This is a genomic window from Streptomyces sp. NPDC002580 (assembly GCF_042889485.1).
Classification (GTDB): domain Bacteria; phylum Actinomycetota; class Actinomycetes; order Streptomycetales; family Streptomycetaceae; genus Streptomyces.
The window spans coordinates 321,456-336,563 of sequence record NZ_JBIAQZ010000008.1; the positions used below are offsets into that span (position 1 = coordinate 321,456).

The 15,108-nt window shown below is 73.0% G+C and carries 16 protein-coding genes, 1 pseudogene and 1 riboswitch; of the genes and pseudogenes, 11 read left to right on the plus strand and 6 right to left on the minus strand.

All coding sequences use genetic code 11. The features are described 5' to 3' along the window. Positions 1 to 24 precede the first annotated feature (24 nt). The 7 genes from ACFYW7_RS25240 (at position 25) to ACFYW7_RS25270 (ending at position 6,575) form a co-directional block, all read left to right on the plus strand. Complete coding sequence (locus ACFYW7_RS25240) at positions 25 to 1,365, plus strand: LLM class flavin-dependent oxidoreductase (protein WP_389506098.1); 1,341 nt, start codon at positions 25 to 27, stop codon at positions 1,363 to 1,365. A 96-nt stretch (positions 1,366 to 1,461) separates the two neighbouring features. After that, positions 1,462 to 2,511, plus strand: coding sequence for an LLM class flavin-dependent oxidoreductase (locus ACFYW7_RS25245; protein WP_389506100.1), 1,050 nt, complete (start codon positions 1,462 to 1,464; stop codon positions 2,509 to 2,511). Between the two features lies 1 nt (position 2,512). Further along, a complete protein-coding gene (locus tag ACFYW7_RS25250) occupies positions 2,513 to 3,289 on the plus strand; it encodes an alpha/beta hydrolase (protein ID WP_389506102.1) in 777 nt (258 codons plus the stop codon). A gap of 227 nt (positions 3,290 to 3,516) precedes the next feature. Beyond that, positions 3,517 to 4,074 carry an NADPH-dependent FMN reductase gene (ssuE, locus tag ACFYW7_RS25255; RefSeq protein WP_389506104.1) on the plus strand — a complete coding sequence of 186 codons (558 nt, stop codon included), beginning with the start codon at positions 3,517 to 3,519 and terminating at the stop codon, positions 4,072 to 4,074. Positions 4,075 to 4,272: 198 nt separating this feature from the next. Further along, positions 4,273 to 5,064, plus strand: a complete 792-nt coding sequence (locus ACFYW7_RS25260) for a VOC family protein (protein ID WP_389506106.1) — start codon at positions 4,273 to 4,275, stop codon at positions 5,062 to 5,064. 374 nt (positions 5,065 to 5,438) lie between these two features. Next, a riboswitch (SAM riboswitch) is annotated at positions 5,439 to 5,584 on the plus strand. 36 nt (positions 5,585 to 5,620) lie between these two features. After that, positions 5,621 to 5,686, plus strand: a complete 66-nt coding sequence (locus ACFYW7_RS25265) for a putative leader peptide (RefSeq protein WP_323178258.1) — start codon at positions 5,621 to 5,623, stop codon at positions 5,684 to 5,686. A gap of 118 nt (positions 5,687 to 5,804) precedes the next feature. After that, the gene (locus tag ACFYW7_RS25270) at positions 5,805 to 6,575 is read left to right on the plus strand and encodes a cell envelope biogenesis protein OmpA (protein ID WP_389506108.1); all 771 of its coding nucleotides are present in this window, start codon (positions 5,805 to 5,807) and stop codon (positions 6,573 to 6,575) included. Positions 6,576 to 6,784: 209 nt separating this feature from the next. Here ACFYW7_RS25270 and ACFYW7_RS25275 read toward each other — a convergent pair whose 3' ends face one another. Then, positions 6,785 to 7,057, minus strand: a complete 273-nt coding sequence (locus tag ACFYW7_RS25275) for a hypothetical protein (RefSeq protein WP_389506110.1) — start codon at positions 7,055 to 7,057, stop codon at positions 6,785 to 6,787. 215 nt (positions 7,058 to 7,272) lie between these two features. Between ACFYW7_RS25275 and ACFYW7_RS25280 the strand changes: the two are divergent. The 4 genes and pseudogenes from ACFYW7_RS25280 to ACFYW7_RS25295 all read left to right on the plus strand — a co-directional run. Next, positions 7,273 to 7,563 (plus strand): annotated as a pseudogene (locus ACFYW7_RS25280) (RNA polymerase sigma factor); the annotation flags it as partial. 67 nt (positions 7,564 to 7,630) lie between these two features. Then, the gene (locus ACFYW7_RS25285; protein WP_389506112.1) at positions 7,631 to 7,825 is read left to right on the plus strand and encodes a hypothetical protein; all 195 of its coding nucleotides are present in this window, start codon (positions 7,631 to 7,633) and stop codon (positions 7,823 to 7,825) included. Between the two features lie 549 nt (positions 7,826 to 8,374). Next, the gene (locus tag ACFYW7_RS25290; RefSeq protein ID WP_389506114.1) at positions 8,375 to 9,649 is read left to right on the plus strand and encodes an acyltransferase family protein; all 1,275 of its coding nucleotides are present in this window, start codon (positions 8,375 to 8,377) and stop codon (positions 9,647 to 9,649) included. 190 nt (positions 9,650 to 9,839) lie between these two features. Continuing rightward, positions 9,840 to 10,799: an expansin EXLX1 family cellulose-binding protein gene (locus tag ACFYW7_RS25295; protein ID WP_389506116.1), complete on the plus strand. Its 960-nt coding sequence runs from the start codon at positions 9,840 to 9,842 to the stop codon at positions 10,797 to 10,799. 115 nt (positions 10,800 to 10,914) lie between these two features. Here the strand turns inward: ACFYW7_RS25295 and ACFYW7_RS25300 are convergent, their stop codons facing one another. The 5 genes from ACFYW7_RS25300 to ACFYW7_RS25320 form a co-directional block, all read right to left on the minus strand. Next, a complete protein-coding gene (locus ACFYW7_RS25300; RefSeq protein WP_389506118.1) occupies positions 10,915 to 12,162 on the minus strand; it encodes a PP2C family protein-serine/threonine phosphatase in 1,248 nt (415 codons plus the stop codon). A gap of 91 nt (positions 12,163 to 12,253) precedes the next feature. Next, positions 12,254 to 13,012 carry an IclR family transcriptional regulator gene (locus tag ACFYW7_RS25305; RefSeq protein ID WP_389506120.1) on the minus strand — a complete coding sequence of 253 codons (759 nt, stop codon included), beginning with the start codon at positions 13,010 to 13,012 and terminating at the stop codon, positions 12,254 to 12,256. Positions 13,013 to 13,310: 298 nt separating this feature from the next. Continuing rightward, positions 13,311 to 13,769 (minus strand): MarR family transcriptional regulator, encoded by a 459-nt coding sequence (locus tag ACFYW7_RS25310; protein ID WP_389506122.1) that lies wholly within the window; start codon positions 13,767 to 13,769, stop codon positions 13,311 to 13,313. 61 nt (positions 13,770 to 13,830) lie between these two features. Further along, positions 13,831 to 14,190: a DUF6204 family protein gene (locus tag ACFYW7_RS25315; RefSeq protein ID WP_389506124.1), complete on the minus strand. Its 360-nt coding sequence runs from the start codon at positions 14,188 to 14,190 to the stop codon at positions 13,831 to 13,833. 307 nt (positions 14,191 to 14,497) lie between these two features. Then, positions 14,498 to 14,851: a hypothetical protein gene (locus ACFYW7_RS25320; protein ID WP_389506126.1), complete on the minus strand. Its 354-nt coding sequence runs from the start codon at positions 14,849 to 14,851 to the stop codon at positions 14,498 to 14,500. Positions 14,852 to 15,108 lie beyond the last annotated feature (257 nt).

A 15,108-nucleotide genomic window follows, 5' to 3' on the forward strand; every position in this document is an offset into this window, starting at 1 on the left:
GCCACGACAGACAGGAACAGAACCATGTCCCGCACGATCCATCTCGCCCTGCACCCCTACGGCGTCGGCGGTCCCGGCCAGCACGGTCTGTGGAAGGACCCGCGCGTGGCGAAGAACGCCAGCATCGACATCGACTACTACATCCGCTTGGCGAAGGCGGCCGAACACGCCCTCTTCGACGCCCTGTTCATCGTCGACAGTCAGTTCATCAACGCCACCTATCCGGCGCACTACCTCAACCGCCTGGAACCGCTGACCCTGTTGTCCGCGGTCGCCACCCACACCCGGCACATCGGCCTGGTCGGCACGGCGAGTTCGACCTACAACTCGCCGTTCAACCTGGCACGCCGGTTCGCCTCCCTCGACCACATCAGCGGCGGCCGGGCCGGCTGGAACGTCGTCACCAGCTTCGACACCGGCACGTCCCGGAACTTCGGACTCGACGAACACCTCGACTACGCCACGCGATACGGCCGTGCCCTGGAGTTCGTCCAGGTCGCCCGGGGACTGTGGGACTCCTACGAGGACGACGCCTTCCCCGCCGACGTGGACCGGGGCGTCTTCCTCGACCCGGCGAAGCTGCACGCGCTCGACCACCGGGGTGAGCACTTCGACGTCGCGGGACCGCTGAACATCTCCCGGTCCCCGCAGGGCCAGCCGGTGATCTTCCAGGCCGGGGTGTCCGAGGAGGGCCGCGACCTCGCCGCGCGGGTCGCCGAGGGCATCTACGCGCCGGGCGGCACGCTCGAGCAGGCGCGGGAGTACTACGCCGACATCAAGAAGCGGACCGCTTCCTACGGCCGTGACCCCGAGCACATCAAGATCTTCATCCACGGGGGCCCTGTCGTCGCCGCCACGGACGAGGCCGCCCGGCGCCGCGAACGGGAGATCTTCGAGGAGGACAACGACTTCGCCGCCAACCTCGCCCTGCTCGGCCGGTCCTTCGGCGCCTACGACTTCAGCGGACACGACCTGGACGCGCCGTTCCCCGACGTCGCCCACCTCGCGGAGAAGGGCGGCCGCACCGGCGCGGCCCACCTCATCGAGCGGGCCCGGACGGAGAACCTGACGCTCCGCCAGGTCGCCGCCTCCGTCAACCAGTTCCGCAGCTCCCCGTTCGTCGGCGCGCCCGAGACCGTCGCCGACACCATCGAGAAGTGGTTCGACGCCGGCACCTTCGACGGCATCAACCTCGCCTTCCGCACCGAGGACGAGCTGAACCTCTTCGTCGACGGCGTCGTCCCGCTCCTCCAGAAGCGCGGGCTGTTCCGCACCGAGTACGCGGCCGACACCCTGCGCGGCAACCTCGGCCTGCCCGTCCCGGCCAACCGCCACAGCCGCGAGGACGGGCTCGTGAACGGCTGAGGCTCCCGCCCGGACCCGGCGCGCCCCTCGCCGCACGCCCCGGCCCGGCCCACCCCGGCCGGGTCGCGCGGCGGCCCGACACCGAAAGGCCCACCCATGACGAGCGAGCCGCCACGCTTCAGACTCGGCTTCCTCACCCATGTCCAGGGACACGACCAGGACACCGCCCGCACCTACCGCAACGCCCAGGAACTCTTCACCGTGGCCGACGAACTCGGCTTCGACGTCGGCTGGGTCGCCCAGCACCACGTCTCCCTCGAAGGCGGCGGACTGTCCTCGCCCTGGACCTTCCTCGCCCACGCGGCGGCGCGCACGACCCGGATCCGGCTCGGCACCGCCGTCACGGTCCTTCCCCTGGAGGACCCGGTCCGCCTCGCCGAGGACGTCGCCACCGTCGACGCCCTCAGCGGCGGTCGCGTCGAGGTCGGCGTGGGCAGCGGAGGGAGCGGTCTCGAGTACGCCGCGTTCGCCAAGGACGTCGCCCGCAAGCGGGAACTGACCAGCGAGAACCTCGACGTGCTGCGGCGGGCCCTGGCGCGGGACGAGGTGGGCACGCCCGGCTTCCGCGTGCAGCCCCGGCCGGGTGACTTCACCCGGCGCGTCTGGCAGGGCGTGTTCAGCGCCGAGGGAGCCGCGTACGCCGCGAGCCGTGGCTCCAACCTGCTGCTGAACCGGGCTGCCTACGGCTTCGACGCCCCCACCGACGAGGTGCAGCGCCCCTGGGCCGACGCCTTCCTCGCGGCCTGGGACCAGCCGCACCGCCCGCGCGTCGGCCTGTCCCGCTTCGTGTTCCCGGCCAAGGACCGGCGCACGGCCCTGCGCGCGATCGGCGGCGACGTGCACCGGGCGGCGCTGCGCATGGCGGAGAGCGGCGCGTTCCCCAGGGGCCTCGGCGAGGACGAGGCGCTGCGCCGCTTCCACGCCTTCTACGGCCATCCCGACGAGGTGGTCGAAGCCCTGCGGCGGGAGCGGGTCCTGCCCGTCGCGACCGACCTGATCACCCAGTTCAACCCGGCCGTCCCCGACCACGACGCCGCCGTGCGCGCCCTCGAACTCATCGCGACCGAGGTGGCACCCGCCCTGGGCTGGAAGCCCGCGTCCCCGGCCGGTTCGGTCCCCGTCGAGCCCGTAGCCACAGGAGTATGAGATGACCCGGTACAGCGACCACCACGGGCCCGAAGGGCTCCTCGTCCGCGGCACGATCCTCGTGGTTCCCGGGCGTGGCGAGACCCCGGCGACCTACACGCGGTTCGGCCGGCGGCTCGCCGCCGACGCCTACCGCGTCCGGGTGATCGACGCCCCCGATCCCGCCGCCGATGACCCGGCCGCCTCCCTGACCGCTCTCGCCGCCCGGCTCGCCGCAGCGGCCGAGGGCACGGCGCCCGAGGACGGGGCGGCACGGCCGGTCGTCCTCGTCGGGGCGGACTCGGGGGCCGCCGCCCTCGCCGCGCTGTTCGGCCGGGCGGGGGCTCCGGCGGCCTGGCGGCCCGACGCCCTCGTGCTCGCCGGCCTTCCCGGCCCGTCCACCGGGTCCGGCGCCTCGGCCGACACCTGGGACCACGAGCTCGACGTCCGCACCTCCTGCCCCGCCCACCGGGGCGTCCTCGCCCAGGACCCGCACGTGCGGCGCGGGTCGCTCGGCGAGCCGGTCCCGGAGCACGTGCTCGACGCGGCCTACGCCGGCGAGGTCCCGCTCCCGACCCTGCTGCTCGCCGGCGAATCCGACCCGCTCGCCGACCACGAGGCACTGGCCCGCGTGGCCAAGTCGCTTCCCCAAGCCCGCCTTTCGGTGGTCCGCGGCGCCCACCACGACGTCCTCAACGATCTCCAGCACCGCTCGGTGGCGGCCGAGGTCGTCACCTTCCTCGAAACGCTGCGAGCCGACCTGCGGCCGCTGATCAGCGTACGGTCGAGCGCCTGGTGACGGCCCGGCCCCCAGACCGCCGCCGCACGCCCGGCGGCGCCGCCGGACCGGCCGACGCACCACCACGCGACCGCCCCGCCTCCCGGCCCCACCGGACGCCCCGCCCCGCCGCCGCACCTCCGTGACCGCACGTCCCTCTCCCCCTTGCTCCCCTCTCCCTCCTCCTCCGTTCGTCGTACCTCCGCTTCCTTCTCCACGCATCCGCGTCCCGACCCGGAAGGTCACCCATGGCCACGATCGTGTCCGTCTCCGGAAGTCCCTCTCCCACGTCCCGCACCACCCGACTCCTGCGTCACCTCGACGACCGGCTACGCCGCCAGGGCCACGAGGTGACCCCCCTGGAGGTGCGTACGCTGCCCGCCCACGCGCTGCTCGGAGCCGACTTCCGGCATCCGGCGATCGTCGAGGCCACGGCCCTGTTCGAGGGAGCGGACGGCGTCGTGATAGGCACACCGGTGTACAAGGCCGCCTACTCCGGCCTGCTGAAGTCCCTCCTCGACCTGCTCCCGCAGTACGCGCTGGCCGGCAAGACGGTGCTGCCCCTCGCGACCGGCGGCAGTACGGCCCATGTGCTCGCCATCGACTACGCGTTGCGTCCGGTGCTGAGTTCCATGGGCGCGTCACACATCGTGCCGGGCTGGTTCACGCTCGACAAGGACGTGGCCCTCGGCGACGACGGCGCCCCGGTGATCGCGCCGGCCGCCGCCCAGGCGCTGGAACAGGTGACGGACCACTTCTCCGCCGCGCTCGGAGGCCGTACGACCGCACTCGCGTCGACCGGATGAGCCGGCCGACGCCATACCGTGCGCACCGTCGATGTCGGTCGTCGAGAACGGGCGACGCCTGACCGTCGCCCGGACCGGTGCCGCGGATTCCTCCGAACAGGGGAAGCCCGAGGCCCGTCGACGGTCACGGGTGGCCCGCTCCGGACAGGGTCGGCATCGTGGCCCCGGACCGACGCGACCACGCCTTGGAGGACTCCCATGCTCAGTACGGACTTCAGTACCGGATCGCCCAACTGGCTCGACCTCGGCAGCCCCGACACCGAGGCGGCCTCCGCGTTCTACGGCGCCGTCTTCGGCTGGCGGTTCGCCTCAGCGGGGCCCGAGGCGGGCGGGTACGGGTTCTTCCAGGTCGACGGGAAGACCGTCGCCGCCCTCGGGCCGCTCACCGAGGAGGGAGCGAGTTCCGCCTGGATGATCCACTTCAAGGCCGATGACATCGAGGCCACCGTCTCGGCCGTCAGGGCCGGTGGCGGTGTCGTCCGGATGAAGCCCATGGACGTCATGGGCGAGGGTCGGCTCGCCCAGGCCACCGACCCGCAGGGAGCCGAGTTCGCCCTCTGGCAGCCCGGCAGGACAGCCGGGCTGGGCATCGCCTCGGCCCCGAACACCCTGGTCTGGGCGGAACTGCACGTCCCCGACCCCGCCGCGGCCATCGGCTTCTACGAAGGCCTCTTCGGCTGGCGCAGCCAGGACATGACGGTGCCCGGCATGACGTACCGGGTGCTGAGCACGAAGGACGGCGACCAGCAGGACGCGTCCTTCGGCGGCGTCGCGCCGACGGGCGACGGCGCGGGAGACGGGGCCGAGCGGCCCCGCTGGGTGCCGTACTTCCACACGGAGGACGTGGACGCGACGGTCGCGGCCGCGCGGTCCCACGGCGGGTCCGTGCTGATGCCCGCCGCGGACGTCCCGGAGGTCGGCAGGATCTCCTGGGTCGCGGACCCCTTCGGCGCGGCGTTCGCGCTGCTGAGGCCCGATCCGCGGAGGTGACACTCCCGGCCGACGAGGCCCGTCCGGCCGAGGCCGAGAGGCCCCGGCCGGACTCGTCGACGGCGGTGTCCGGCACGAGGCGGCGCACGGGCACCGGGGAACGAGGACGGGACGCAGAGGGGCATGCCGGGACGGCAGCGGCCCTCACCGGCTCGAAACGGAGCCTGTCATCGGCCGCACGGCGGAACCTGGGAGCAGCGGCTTGGCCGCGGGGGCGCTTCCCTCCTCCGCGTCAAGTGCCTTATGCGGCAGGGCGGTTCACGGCAGGCCCGCGATCCGTCCCCAAAGGGATGTCCTTGTGGGTGACCACCAGGTGAGACCGTGCACGCGGCCTTCTTGACGCCACCTCAGGGCAGCCCGAGACTGGCGTGGACGGTCACGATTGTCAGCGCCCACGGCGCGGGTTCGTCCCGCGCCTGTGGTCATCGGCCCCGGCCCGCTGACAGGCAACCCTTCCGCCGCGACGGGGTGCCCCGGGTGACGACCGGGTCCCGCCGGTGCGGCGGGACAAGCGTGGTCTCGCGTCTCGCGAGCCCCTCAGGTGGGACCGGTGAGAATGCCCAGGAACGACTTGACGAGGCGCTTGCACATCGATCTGTTGCGTGTCTCCAGCGCTTACTGATCCGTGGCCGGTCCGTTCGATCCGGACCGGCGCGTCCAGCGCAGTCGCTCCGCATTCGGCCGCTCATCGCTCATGCCCACGAGGCAGCGGTGGCTTCCTCGTTCCCCAAGGGAGAGTCATGCCCGAGACAGCTTCGCGTACGTCCAGCACCACCGACGCAGGTCCCTGCGACCAGGTTCCGTTCCCCGCCGGGCTCCGCCTCGAAGCGGCCACGCCCTCCGTCCTCCCCCACCAGTCCCGCATCGGCGTCGGTCTGGCCGGCGGTTTCTATCCGGCGCCGCACCGCTACGAGCTCTACCTGACGGTGAGTTGTCCGCAGTCCCTGCGCATCGAGATCACCCTCGGCCTGCTCGGCCTCGAGGACTCCGTCGCCACGACGTTCCTGACGCATCCCGGCGAGACGCCCGACGCGTTCGCCTCGTTGCGCCGCGCCTACGAGGCCACCGAGCACCACTACCACGGACCGCTGACGGCGCCCGCGTTGTGCGACCGGTGGAGCGGACGGATCGTCAGCAACCACACCCCCGACATCCTCCGCGACCTCGCGGGGCTCCTCTCCGGCCACGGCGCGGAGTGCCCCTCCACCCTGCGCCCGCCGGCCCTGGCCTCGGACATCCGGGCCCTCCGCGACCTGCTGGACCGTGATGTCACGGCGTCCGCGTCGCCCTCGGCCCTCTCGGCGGCCCTGGAGCTGCTCGACTGCCGACTCGCCGTACGGCCCTACGTGTTGGGCGACACGCTGACGGCGGCGGACGTGGACGTCTGGGTGGCCCTCACCCGACCGGCCCTCGCCGACAGCCTCCGCTCGTTCCCCGGACTCCAGGACTACGTACGCCGCCTCGGCGACCACCCCGCCTTCCGGGGCGGGCGTTCCACCGGGCCGCGGTGAGGAGCACCCCGAGCACGGCCGGCGTCCCCGGGTCACGGGCCGCCGACCGGGGGCCCCGCGGCGGCTGAACGCGGCCCGGGCCGAGCGCACCGTTCCACCGGTCGCCGGTCCGGGCGACGACCGCGCTCCCCGCCCGCCCCAGGCGTGAGCGAACTCCTCAGCGATCGGCCTGCGGTGCCACCGCGGTACCCGACCGGCGTCCGGCCCCGTCAGTCGCGGGGGATCAGGACGATGCTCACGCCCTTCAGGGTCGAGGTCCATTCCCTGCCCTGGTCGAGGACCTCGCGCCCCGTGCCGAGCATCTGGTCCTGGATGATCAGCGCCGATCGACGAAGTGCCTCCCACGGCTCCGGCTCGTCGAAGGCGCGTCGCGACCGCTCGACGGACCCGATCAGGGCATGGCAGGCCGCTTCGACGTCCGCGACGTTCTGACCGGCCGATCCGACTCCTTCGAGCGACCACGTCATCCACAGATGGCCCATGCCACCACTGTGTCGCATGCACGCCGACAACGCAGGCCCAACCACCCCGACCACGGAGCGCCCGCCATGGCTCGACCCGGGTTCACCCTCTGACGCTTTTCGCGCCGCCGCCCAAGAACAGGTGAAGCGGCTTTCGGAGCGCTCCAGGAACCTCCCCGGGAGAGCCGAGGAGACCGCGACAGGAAGGGGAGACGCCCGCGGACGGCGCGGAACGGATACGGGGCGGGCCCGCCGCCGCGGTACGGGACCCGCGGCTCTTCGAAGCGTTCTACCGGCGACATGTCGACGCCGTGACACGTTTCGTGGCCCGGCGGGTCGACGACCCGCACACCGCCGCCGACCTGACGGCCGAGAACTTCCTGGCTGTCCTCGACTCGGCCCGCACCTACCGGCCGCGCCTCGGCAGCGAGACGGCCTGGCCGTACGGCATCGCGCGCAACGTCGTCTCCTCAAAACGCCGCCGGGTCGCCCGGGAGGCCGACCTTCGAGGACCGACTGCTGGCCGAGCTGACGCGCGAGATCGAGCTGCGCGAGTCAGGAACGGTGCCGGACGGTGCCGGAGCCGGCGAAGGTGTGAAACCCGCCCGGGTACGTCGGCTGTGCACCGGGCGCCGGGTCGCCGTCGCCATGGCGGGCTGCGCGGTGGCCGCCCTCGCGACGCTGGTCGCGCCCGGTTCACCGGCCGCCCCGGCGGCGTACGCGGTGGAACGCCACGGTGACGGCAGTGTCACCCTCACCGTCAAGGACCAGGACCCTTCGTCCCGGTGAGACCCACCCCGGTGCCCCACGGCCAGCGACCGCCCGCGCGACCCGGCCGCACCGCCCGCGCGACCCGGCCGCACCGCCCGGGCGGCCCGGGCCGCCCGAACACCGCGGAAGCCCGAAGCACGAGGAGCCCGGGGCGGACCCCACGGCGACGGGTGGAAGCCACCGGGTGCGCGTCACGCGCAGCGGTCCACCGCCCGGCGGGGGCCACCCGGCGCACTGCGGCCCACCACACGGCAGCCGGTCGGCGCGGTCGGCTTCGCCCCGCCGACGGTGGTGGCTCCCCGCCCGCTACGCACAACCGCTGATCAGCGTGTAGACAATCCCGGCGAAAGCCGCCTCATCGAAGCGTGTCCCGCGCCGCGCCGCTCCGGCGCCGCACTTCGATGGGACAGCGAGGCTCGGACGGTCACCGGAACCGGCCCCTCCCTCCTCATGCCTTCGGCCTGACCTCACCATGCCCTCCGCACGCGAGCTGACGGCCGGACGCCCGCCGCACGTCCCTCGCGACGAGCCCGCACCTCAAGAATCCCCGTCCAGGTAGGGAACCTCATGGAGCCCGCACTGCCCTTCCCTCCGCCGCTGAAGGGCCCCTCCTCCGCCGCCTCGCTGCCACCCGCCTCCGACCGGCCCGCCGGTCCCGGGCGCTCGGGCTGGCTCGACGCACTGCGTGGCCTGGCCGCGCTGCTCGTCGCGTTCGACCACTCGTCGTACGCCTTCATGGCGGAACTGCGGGGGCAGTTGACGCCCGCGGTGGACATCGGCCGTTACGGCGTCCTGATGTTCTTCCTGGTGAGTGGCTACGTCATCCCGATGTCCCTCGAACGCCGGGGCTGCGTCCGGACGTTCTGGATCGGCAGGATCTTCCGCGTGTACCCGCTGTGGACGGTCGTGGTCGGGTCCGTCCTCATCCTCGATCTGGTGGGCGTCGCGAGCACGCACGCCCGCTTCGCCGGTCGGAGTCCGGCCACCGTGGCGGCCGCCCATGTCACGTTGCTCCAGGAACTGCTGGGGACTCCCAGTGTCCTCCTCGTCCTGTGGACACTGTCGTACGAGATGGCCTTCTACCTGTTGGTCGTCGGCCTCTTCACGGTCCGTCTGCACCGGCGGTCGGCGACCGTCGCCGTCGTGCTGGGCGTGCTGGCCGCCGCGAGCGTGACGGCCGGGGTCGTCCCGCCGGCCTCCGCGCTGTCCGCGGCGATCGGCGTCGGGACCCTGGTAGCACTCGTGACGAGCCTGCTGGTGATCGCCGTCTGCTGCGCGAGTTCCGGGTCGTCCGCGCTGCGCGTGTCCGGGGGCGTGGCGGGCGGTGTGCTGGCCTTGGTCCTCGTCCCCTCCAACGGCACGGTCCCCCTGTGGGAAGGCCTGGTGATCCTCGCCGTGATGTTCCTCGGTTCCGCCGTCCAGCGGGCCGAGAACGGTCGGATCACCTGGTCCGCCGCGGCCCGCACCGCCGTCGTGGTGGTGGGGTGTGCCGTGGGGAGTGCGTACGGGTACGGCGACGGGGACCACTTCGCGCGGCGCGGCTGGATCACGGCCTTCCTGCTCGCCGTACTCACCTTCGGTGCCGCGCTGGCGTCGCGTCGCCGGACGTTCCCCCGGATGCTGACCGGGCTGGGAACGATCAGTTACTCGGTCTATCTGGTGCATCCGGTGCTGCTGGCGGTGAGCGACAGCGTGATCGGCCGGTGGCGGCGGGACAATCCCGTGCTCGAAGCCGCCTTCTTCGCGGTGCTGCTGCCGCTGTCCCTGCTGACCTATCGGCGCGTCGAAGCGCCCGGCCGGGCCTGGGGCCGAGAGCGCGCCCGTCGCGGCCGGCCCATGTGACCGCCTCGGCGGGGACCTCGCGGGAAGGGGATGACGTGCCCGGTGGGGGGCCGCGGGCGGTCGGGGACGGCCGCGGCACGACCGGGAGCGACTCCCACGGCCACGCGCCGGGCGGAATCGGACGGCAACCTTTCGACTCTCCGCGGCGACTGACGAGTACACCATCGGCTCGATCTCCGGACGGACGCACATGAAGGCAACGAGGCAGGCCGCACGGCGCCGCAGGCACCGGTTCACCGTGGCGACGGGCACCGCGGTCGCGCTGATCACGGTGGGAGCCCTCGTCTGTCTGACGCTGTCGCTCCGCTCCGGCCACGAGGCGGACGCGGGGCACTCCGCGGGCGCCACCGTCGCCGGTTCCCGGGGGACCCCGACGCCCGCGCGGAAGGCTCCTGCCGGTTCGGGCTCCCCGACGGCGGCACGGTCGCCGGGCGGCACGGCGTCCCCGGCCGCGACGGCCGACGCGACCGGTGCACCGGCCCGGCCGTCCGCCCCGGCCACCACCCGGGGCACGTCCTCGGCGGCGTCGGCGGCCGGGAGGATCCGTCCCGGCGTCGGTTATCGGGGAGTGGCCACCACCTACGACACGGGGACCGGCGACGGCGCCTGCTCCTTCGGTCCGACCGACGACCGTATGACCGCGGCGATGAACCACACCGACTACGAGACGTCCAAGGCGTGCGGCGCGTACGTGCTCGTCCGCGCGGCCGGCGGCGCGAGCGTCACGGTCCGGATCACCAACGAGTGCCCGCTGCCCTGCGCGCCCGGACAGCTCGACCTCAGCGCGGCGGCCTTCGCCGAACTCGCCGATCCTTCGGCCGGCCGTATCCCGGTCACCTGGAAACTGCTGAGCCCGGCCGGGCCCGGCACGCTCTCGGTCCGGTACAAGACCGGGTCCAGCCGATATTGGTGCGCGCTCCAGGTGCTCGGCCACCGGAATCCGGTGGCCCGGCTCGAACTCCGCACGAGCTCCGGCGGATGGCGGCAGCTGCCCCGGACCGAGTACAACTACTTCCTCGCCGAGAACGGCGTCGGCTGCGGGGGCACGGTGAGGATCACGGACATCTACGGCGAGCGGCTGACCGTCGGCGAGGCCGCGGTGCGCCCCGACACCGTGCAGGCGACCCGGCTCCAGTTCGCCCGGCACTGAACCGCTGCTCCCCTTCGCCCGGCACCGAACCGCTCGGGACGACCCTTCGGCACTCATGGTGTTCGCCGCTCGTACGACGAGGGAGGCGAACACCCGGGGTGACGCCTCCCGGGCGCTACTCGGCGTTCCGGCCGCAGCCCACACCCGCGCCCGCGGCGGGCGGTCGCAGCGGGGCGGGGACCGTGGCGGAGCCACGGCCCACGACGGCCTCCGGTGCCCGGCCGGCCTCGGCCGGCTTGCGGAGCAGGAGCAGCGCCGCGTCGTCGTGCAGCCGGCCGCCCACATGCGTCTGGAGCTCGGCCTCCAGCGCGGCCAGGGTCGACGCGGGCTCGTCGGACACGTGCCGGGCCAGCCCTTCCGCCAGGGCGTAGAACTCACGGCCGTGGTCGCGGGCCTCGGTGACCCCGTCGGTGTAGAGCAGCAGCTGATCGCCGTCGGCCAGCGGCAGCACCTGGAGGCTCGGGGTCTCCCCGGTGAGGGCCCGCAGCCCGAGCGGCGGTGCGGGGTCGACGGGCTCGACCGAGGAGACGACGCCGGAGGCGCGTACGTGCAGCGGCGGCGCGTGTCCGCAGTTGACCACTTCCAGGCGGCCCGGCTCCGGGTATCCGGCCACCACGGCGGTGACGAAGTCGTCGTATCCCAGGTTGCGCGCCAGGCTCCGCTCGATCCTGGCGACGACGGCGAGGAGATCGGGCTCGTCGTAGGCGGCCTCGCGGAAGACGCCGAGCACGAGCGCGGCCGTTCCCACGGCGGGCAGCCCCTTGCCGCGGACATCGCCGATGATCATTCGGACCCCGTAGGGCGTGGGCACCAGCGCGTAGAGGTCCCCGCCGATCCGGGCCTCCGCCGCCGCGGCGCTGTAGCGGACGGCCACCTGGAACGGTCCGACACTCGACGGTATGGGTGCGAGCAGCGCGTGCTGGGCGGCTTCCGCGACGGAGCGGACGGCCGCGAGGACCCGTTCCCGGCGCCAGCGCAGGGCGCTGGCCAGGGCGCTCGCCAGGGTGACGGCCACGAGGGCGGACAGGACGGCCGCGAGCTCGCCGCCCGGGACCCCGTCCCGGGTTCCGAGCAGCGCGCTCAGTACCGCGGCCAGGAGCCCGACGCAGAGGACTCCCCGCGGACCGCTGGTGGTGGCGGCCAGAGCGGGTCCGGCGGCGAGCAGCGGCAGCCAGATCACTCCCGCCCCACCGGCCAGGTCGACGAGCACGACGGCGCCGACGAGCAGTAAGGGCAGTGCGGGCGTGCCGAAGGCGAGGTGGGTGGCGGCGCGCTTGCGGCCCGCCACCGCGGAGCTTTCGCTCCGGTTCCGGAACGTCTGCTTCCGCCAGTGCTCGCTACCGCGCTCTCGGGCCTGACTCATGTTCGTCCGCAGTCCTCACCTGGGTTCATCACTGGAATGTCCGATTGATTCAGGAAAGACGGTCGCGGCGGATGCCACAAGCACGGGAATTTCAGATAGTGAGCGACAGGCTCCTCGTCACCCGGTTCGCGGTCGGGATCAGCCGGGCCAGCACGTCCTCCAGGCGGGGCAGCCGTTCGGCGGGGAGCGAGACGCCGAGCGAGCCGAGCGTGTCCCCGCTGTAGACGGGTACGGCGACGCAGACGGTGCCGAGGGCGTACTCCTCCAGGTCCGTCACGGCCGGGGCCAGGGGCGACGAGGCCAGGCGCCGCAGCAGTTCCGGGCGGCTGGTGATGGTTCGCGGTGTCAGGTCCGCGAGGGTGTGCCGGGCGAGGTAGTCGTTGCGGGACTCCTCGTCGAGTTCGCGCAGTACGGACTTGCCCAGCGCGGTGGCGTGCCCCGCGTCCTCGAACCCGACCCAGAGGTCGACCCGGGGGGTCCGGGGGCCGTCGACGATCTCGGCGACCCTGATCTCGCCGTCCTCGTAGAACGTGAGGTAGGCGGCGGTCGCGAGTTCGTCACGCAGAGCGGCGAGGGTGGGGCGGACGCGGCTGAGCAGGGCCTGTCCGCGGCCCCGTGTGTGCAAGGTGTGCGCCTTGTCGCCCAGGACGAAGCCGCCGTCGTCGAGTTTGCGGATGTATCCGTCGTGGGCCAGGGTCCGCAGCAGGTGATAGGCGGTGGCCAGGGGCAGCCCGGTCTCCCGGGCCAGCTGCTTCGCGGGCGCGCCGTTCTCGTGCGCGCTCACCGCCTCCAGCAGGCGGAAGGCCCGCTGGACCGAGGTGATGAGCGTCGGGCCCTCACGAGCTCCCATGCCACCAGCGTGCGCCGGGGCCCGCGAACAGGCAAGGCGTCACGCCCCCTCCGCCTCCCGGCGACCGCCGGTACGGGCCGTCCAGGGGGACGACCCGTGCCGTACCGACCGCGAGGGACGCCGGACCGACCACGAGGGGTTCCGGACTCTCCGGGCCGAAACGCCGGAGAACCGAGACCTCGCCTGACTCCGGGTCCCAGGTCCGGGTCCCAGGTCCGGATCACGGGCCGGGTCCCAGGTCCGGATCACGGGTCCAGGTCCCAGGTCCGGGTCACGGGTCCGGGCCCCGGTGACGGGATCAGGAGCGCGTCGCCTCCCGCCGGCCGAGGCCGGGGCCGCCGAGGCGGCCGAGGAGGCCGGCGAGCTGAGCGGTCTCCTCCTTCGTCCACGTCGGCTCGGCGAAGACCTCCTCGGCGACGTGCTCGGCGGTGACCAGCATCTCCGCCAGCCGTTCCCGCCCGGTCCCGGTCAGTGCCGCGTAGGCCACCCTGGCGTCACGGGCGTCCGCGTCCCGCCTGACCAGCCCGATGCGCTCGAGGGGGACGAGCCCCCGGGTGACACCGGAGGCGGTCAGCCCCAGCGCCTCGGCCAGGTCCACCCGGCGCATCCGGTCACCCGGGGCCTGGGACAACCGCAGCAGCAGCGTGAAATCGGCCAGGCTCACCCCGTGCAGTCCGCCGAGACTCGCGTCGAACCGCTTCACCAGGGTGGCCTGTGCCCGTACCAGCCGCAGTGCCGTGTCCAGCCCTGTACTCATTGACATCTCCTTGACTGCTCAAGCATATCCGGAGCGTGAACCGCCCACGAGGTACGAGGGATCAGGGGGTGTTCCGGGCGATCTCCCGGCGCTGTCGTTTACCGAGGGGCGCCTGCGAGAGGTCCTCGCCCTGGGCCCTGAGCCGTCTGAAACCGTAGCCGCGCTCGGTCAGCCAGGCGGTCGCGGCGGTCTCGGCCCGTTCGACCGCTTCCAGGATGTCCTCCTCGGCCTCTCCCGAGTCCAGGAACCGGAAGGTGAAGGCGGGCCGGGCGGCCAGGTCGTAGCTCAGGTGCCCCTCGGGGGTGAAGGACGCCTTCAGGACGTCGTGTTCCGGGGCGCGGGCCAGGAGTTCCGCGCGCTGGTCGGCGCCGAGTCCGTCGAAGACTCCGCGAACGGTGATGCGGAAGGTGCGTGTACTCATCCGGTGAGCCTAACCAGCCGGATCGACGCGGTTCCACCCCGTTCCCGGCGTGACCCCCGTCCGCGACCGCCCGGAACGGCGACGGTGTCCACGCCGCGGCCGGTGGTACCGGTCCGGCGCACGCCCCGTCCCCGCACGGTCGCACGCCGGGCCGGAGTCCCTCCCGCCGAACCGGGACAAGCCGACGCAACCCCCGGCGGCACCGCTCGTAACGCCGCGCGGAGACATCGCCCACAGCGGCGGATCGGCGGGGTGCGGACCGGGAGCGGAACGGACACGCCCGGTCCTCACTCCCCCGCCGGATCACTCAGTGGTGGTGATGGCAGTCCCAGTGAGCCTTGACCCACACGTGGTCCCAGTGAGCGGGAACGTAGACCCACTTGACCTTCCACTCGTGGCTGTGGTGGCCGTGGCGCCAGGTGTCGTGGTGGACCCACTTCTTCTCCCAGTGCCCGGGCACCCACTTCTTCTCCCAGTGGCCCTTCTTCCACTCGCAGCGGTCGTGGTGACCATGGTGGTCACCGGTCACCACTGAAGGCGCGGACGCCGGCGCCGGGGCCGCCGCGGCGGTACCGGACATTCCCAGTGCGGCCCCGCCGGCCAGCAGGCCCGTCGCGGCCGCACCGGCCAGCAGGCGCCGGGCGCTGATGCGTGTGGTCATCGGACTCACCTCCCTCGGATTCTTCGTGACGTGCACAACGGGAGCCGGTGTCACGGGAGTTCGCGCCGAAACGGTCGGTACGTTCCGAGGCTCGCACTGTGCGGAACATAAGGTATTCGGAGCAGCCAAAGGTACGTATGAGGATAGACCAACATAAGTTTCTGGTACGAGTTTTCGGGCGGTGCGAACCCCGGCCACCCCCTGCCCGCCGCGTCCCGCGTCCGGGAAACGGCGACTTCGGGGCGCTCCTCGCTCAT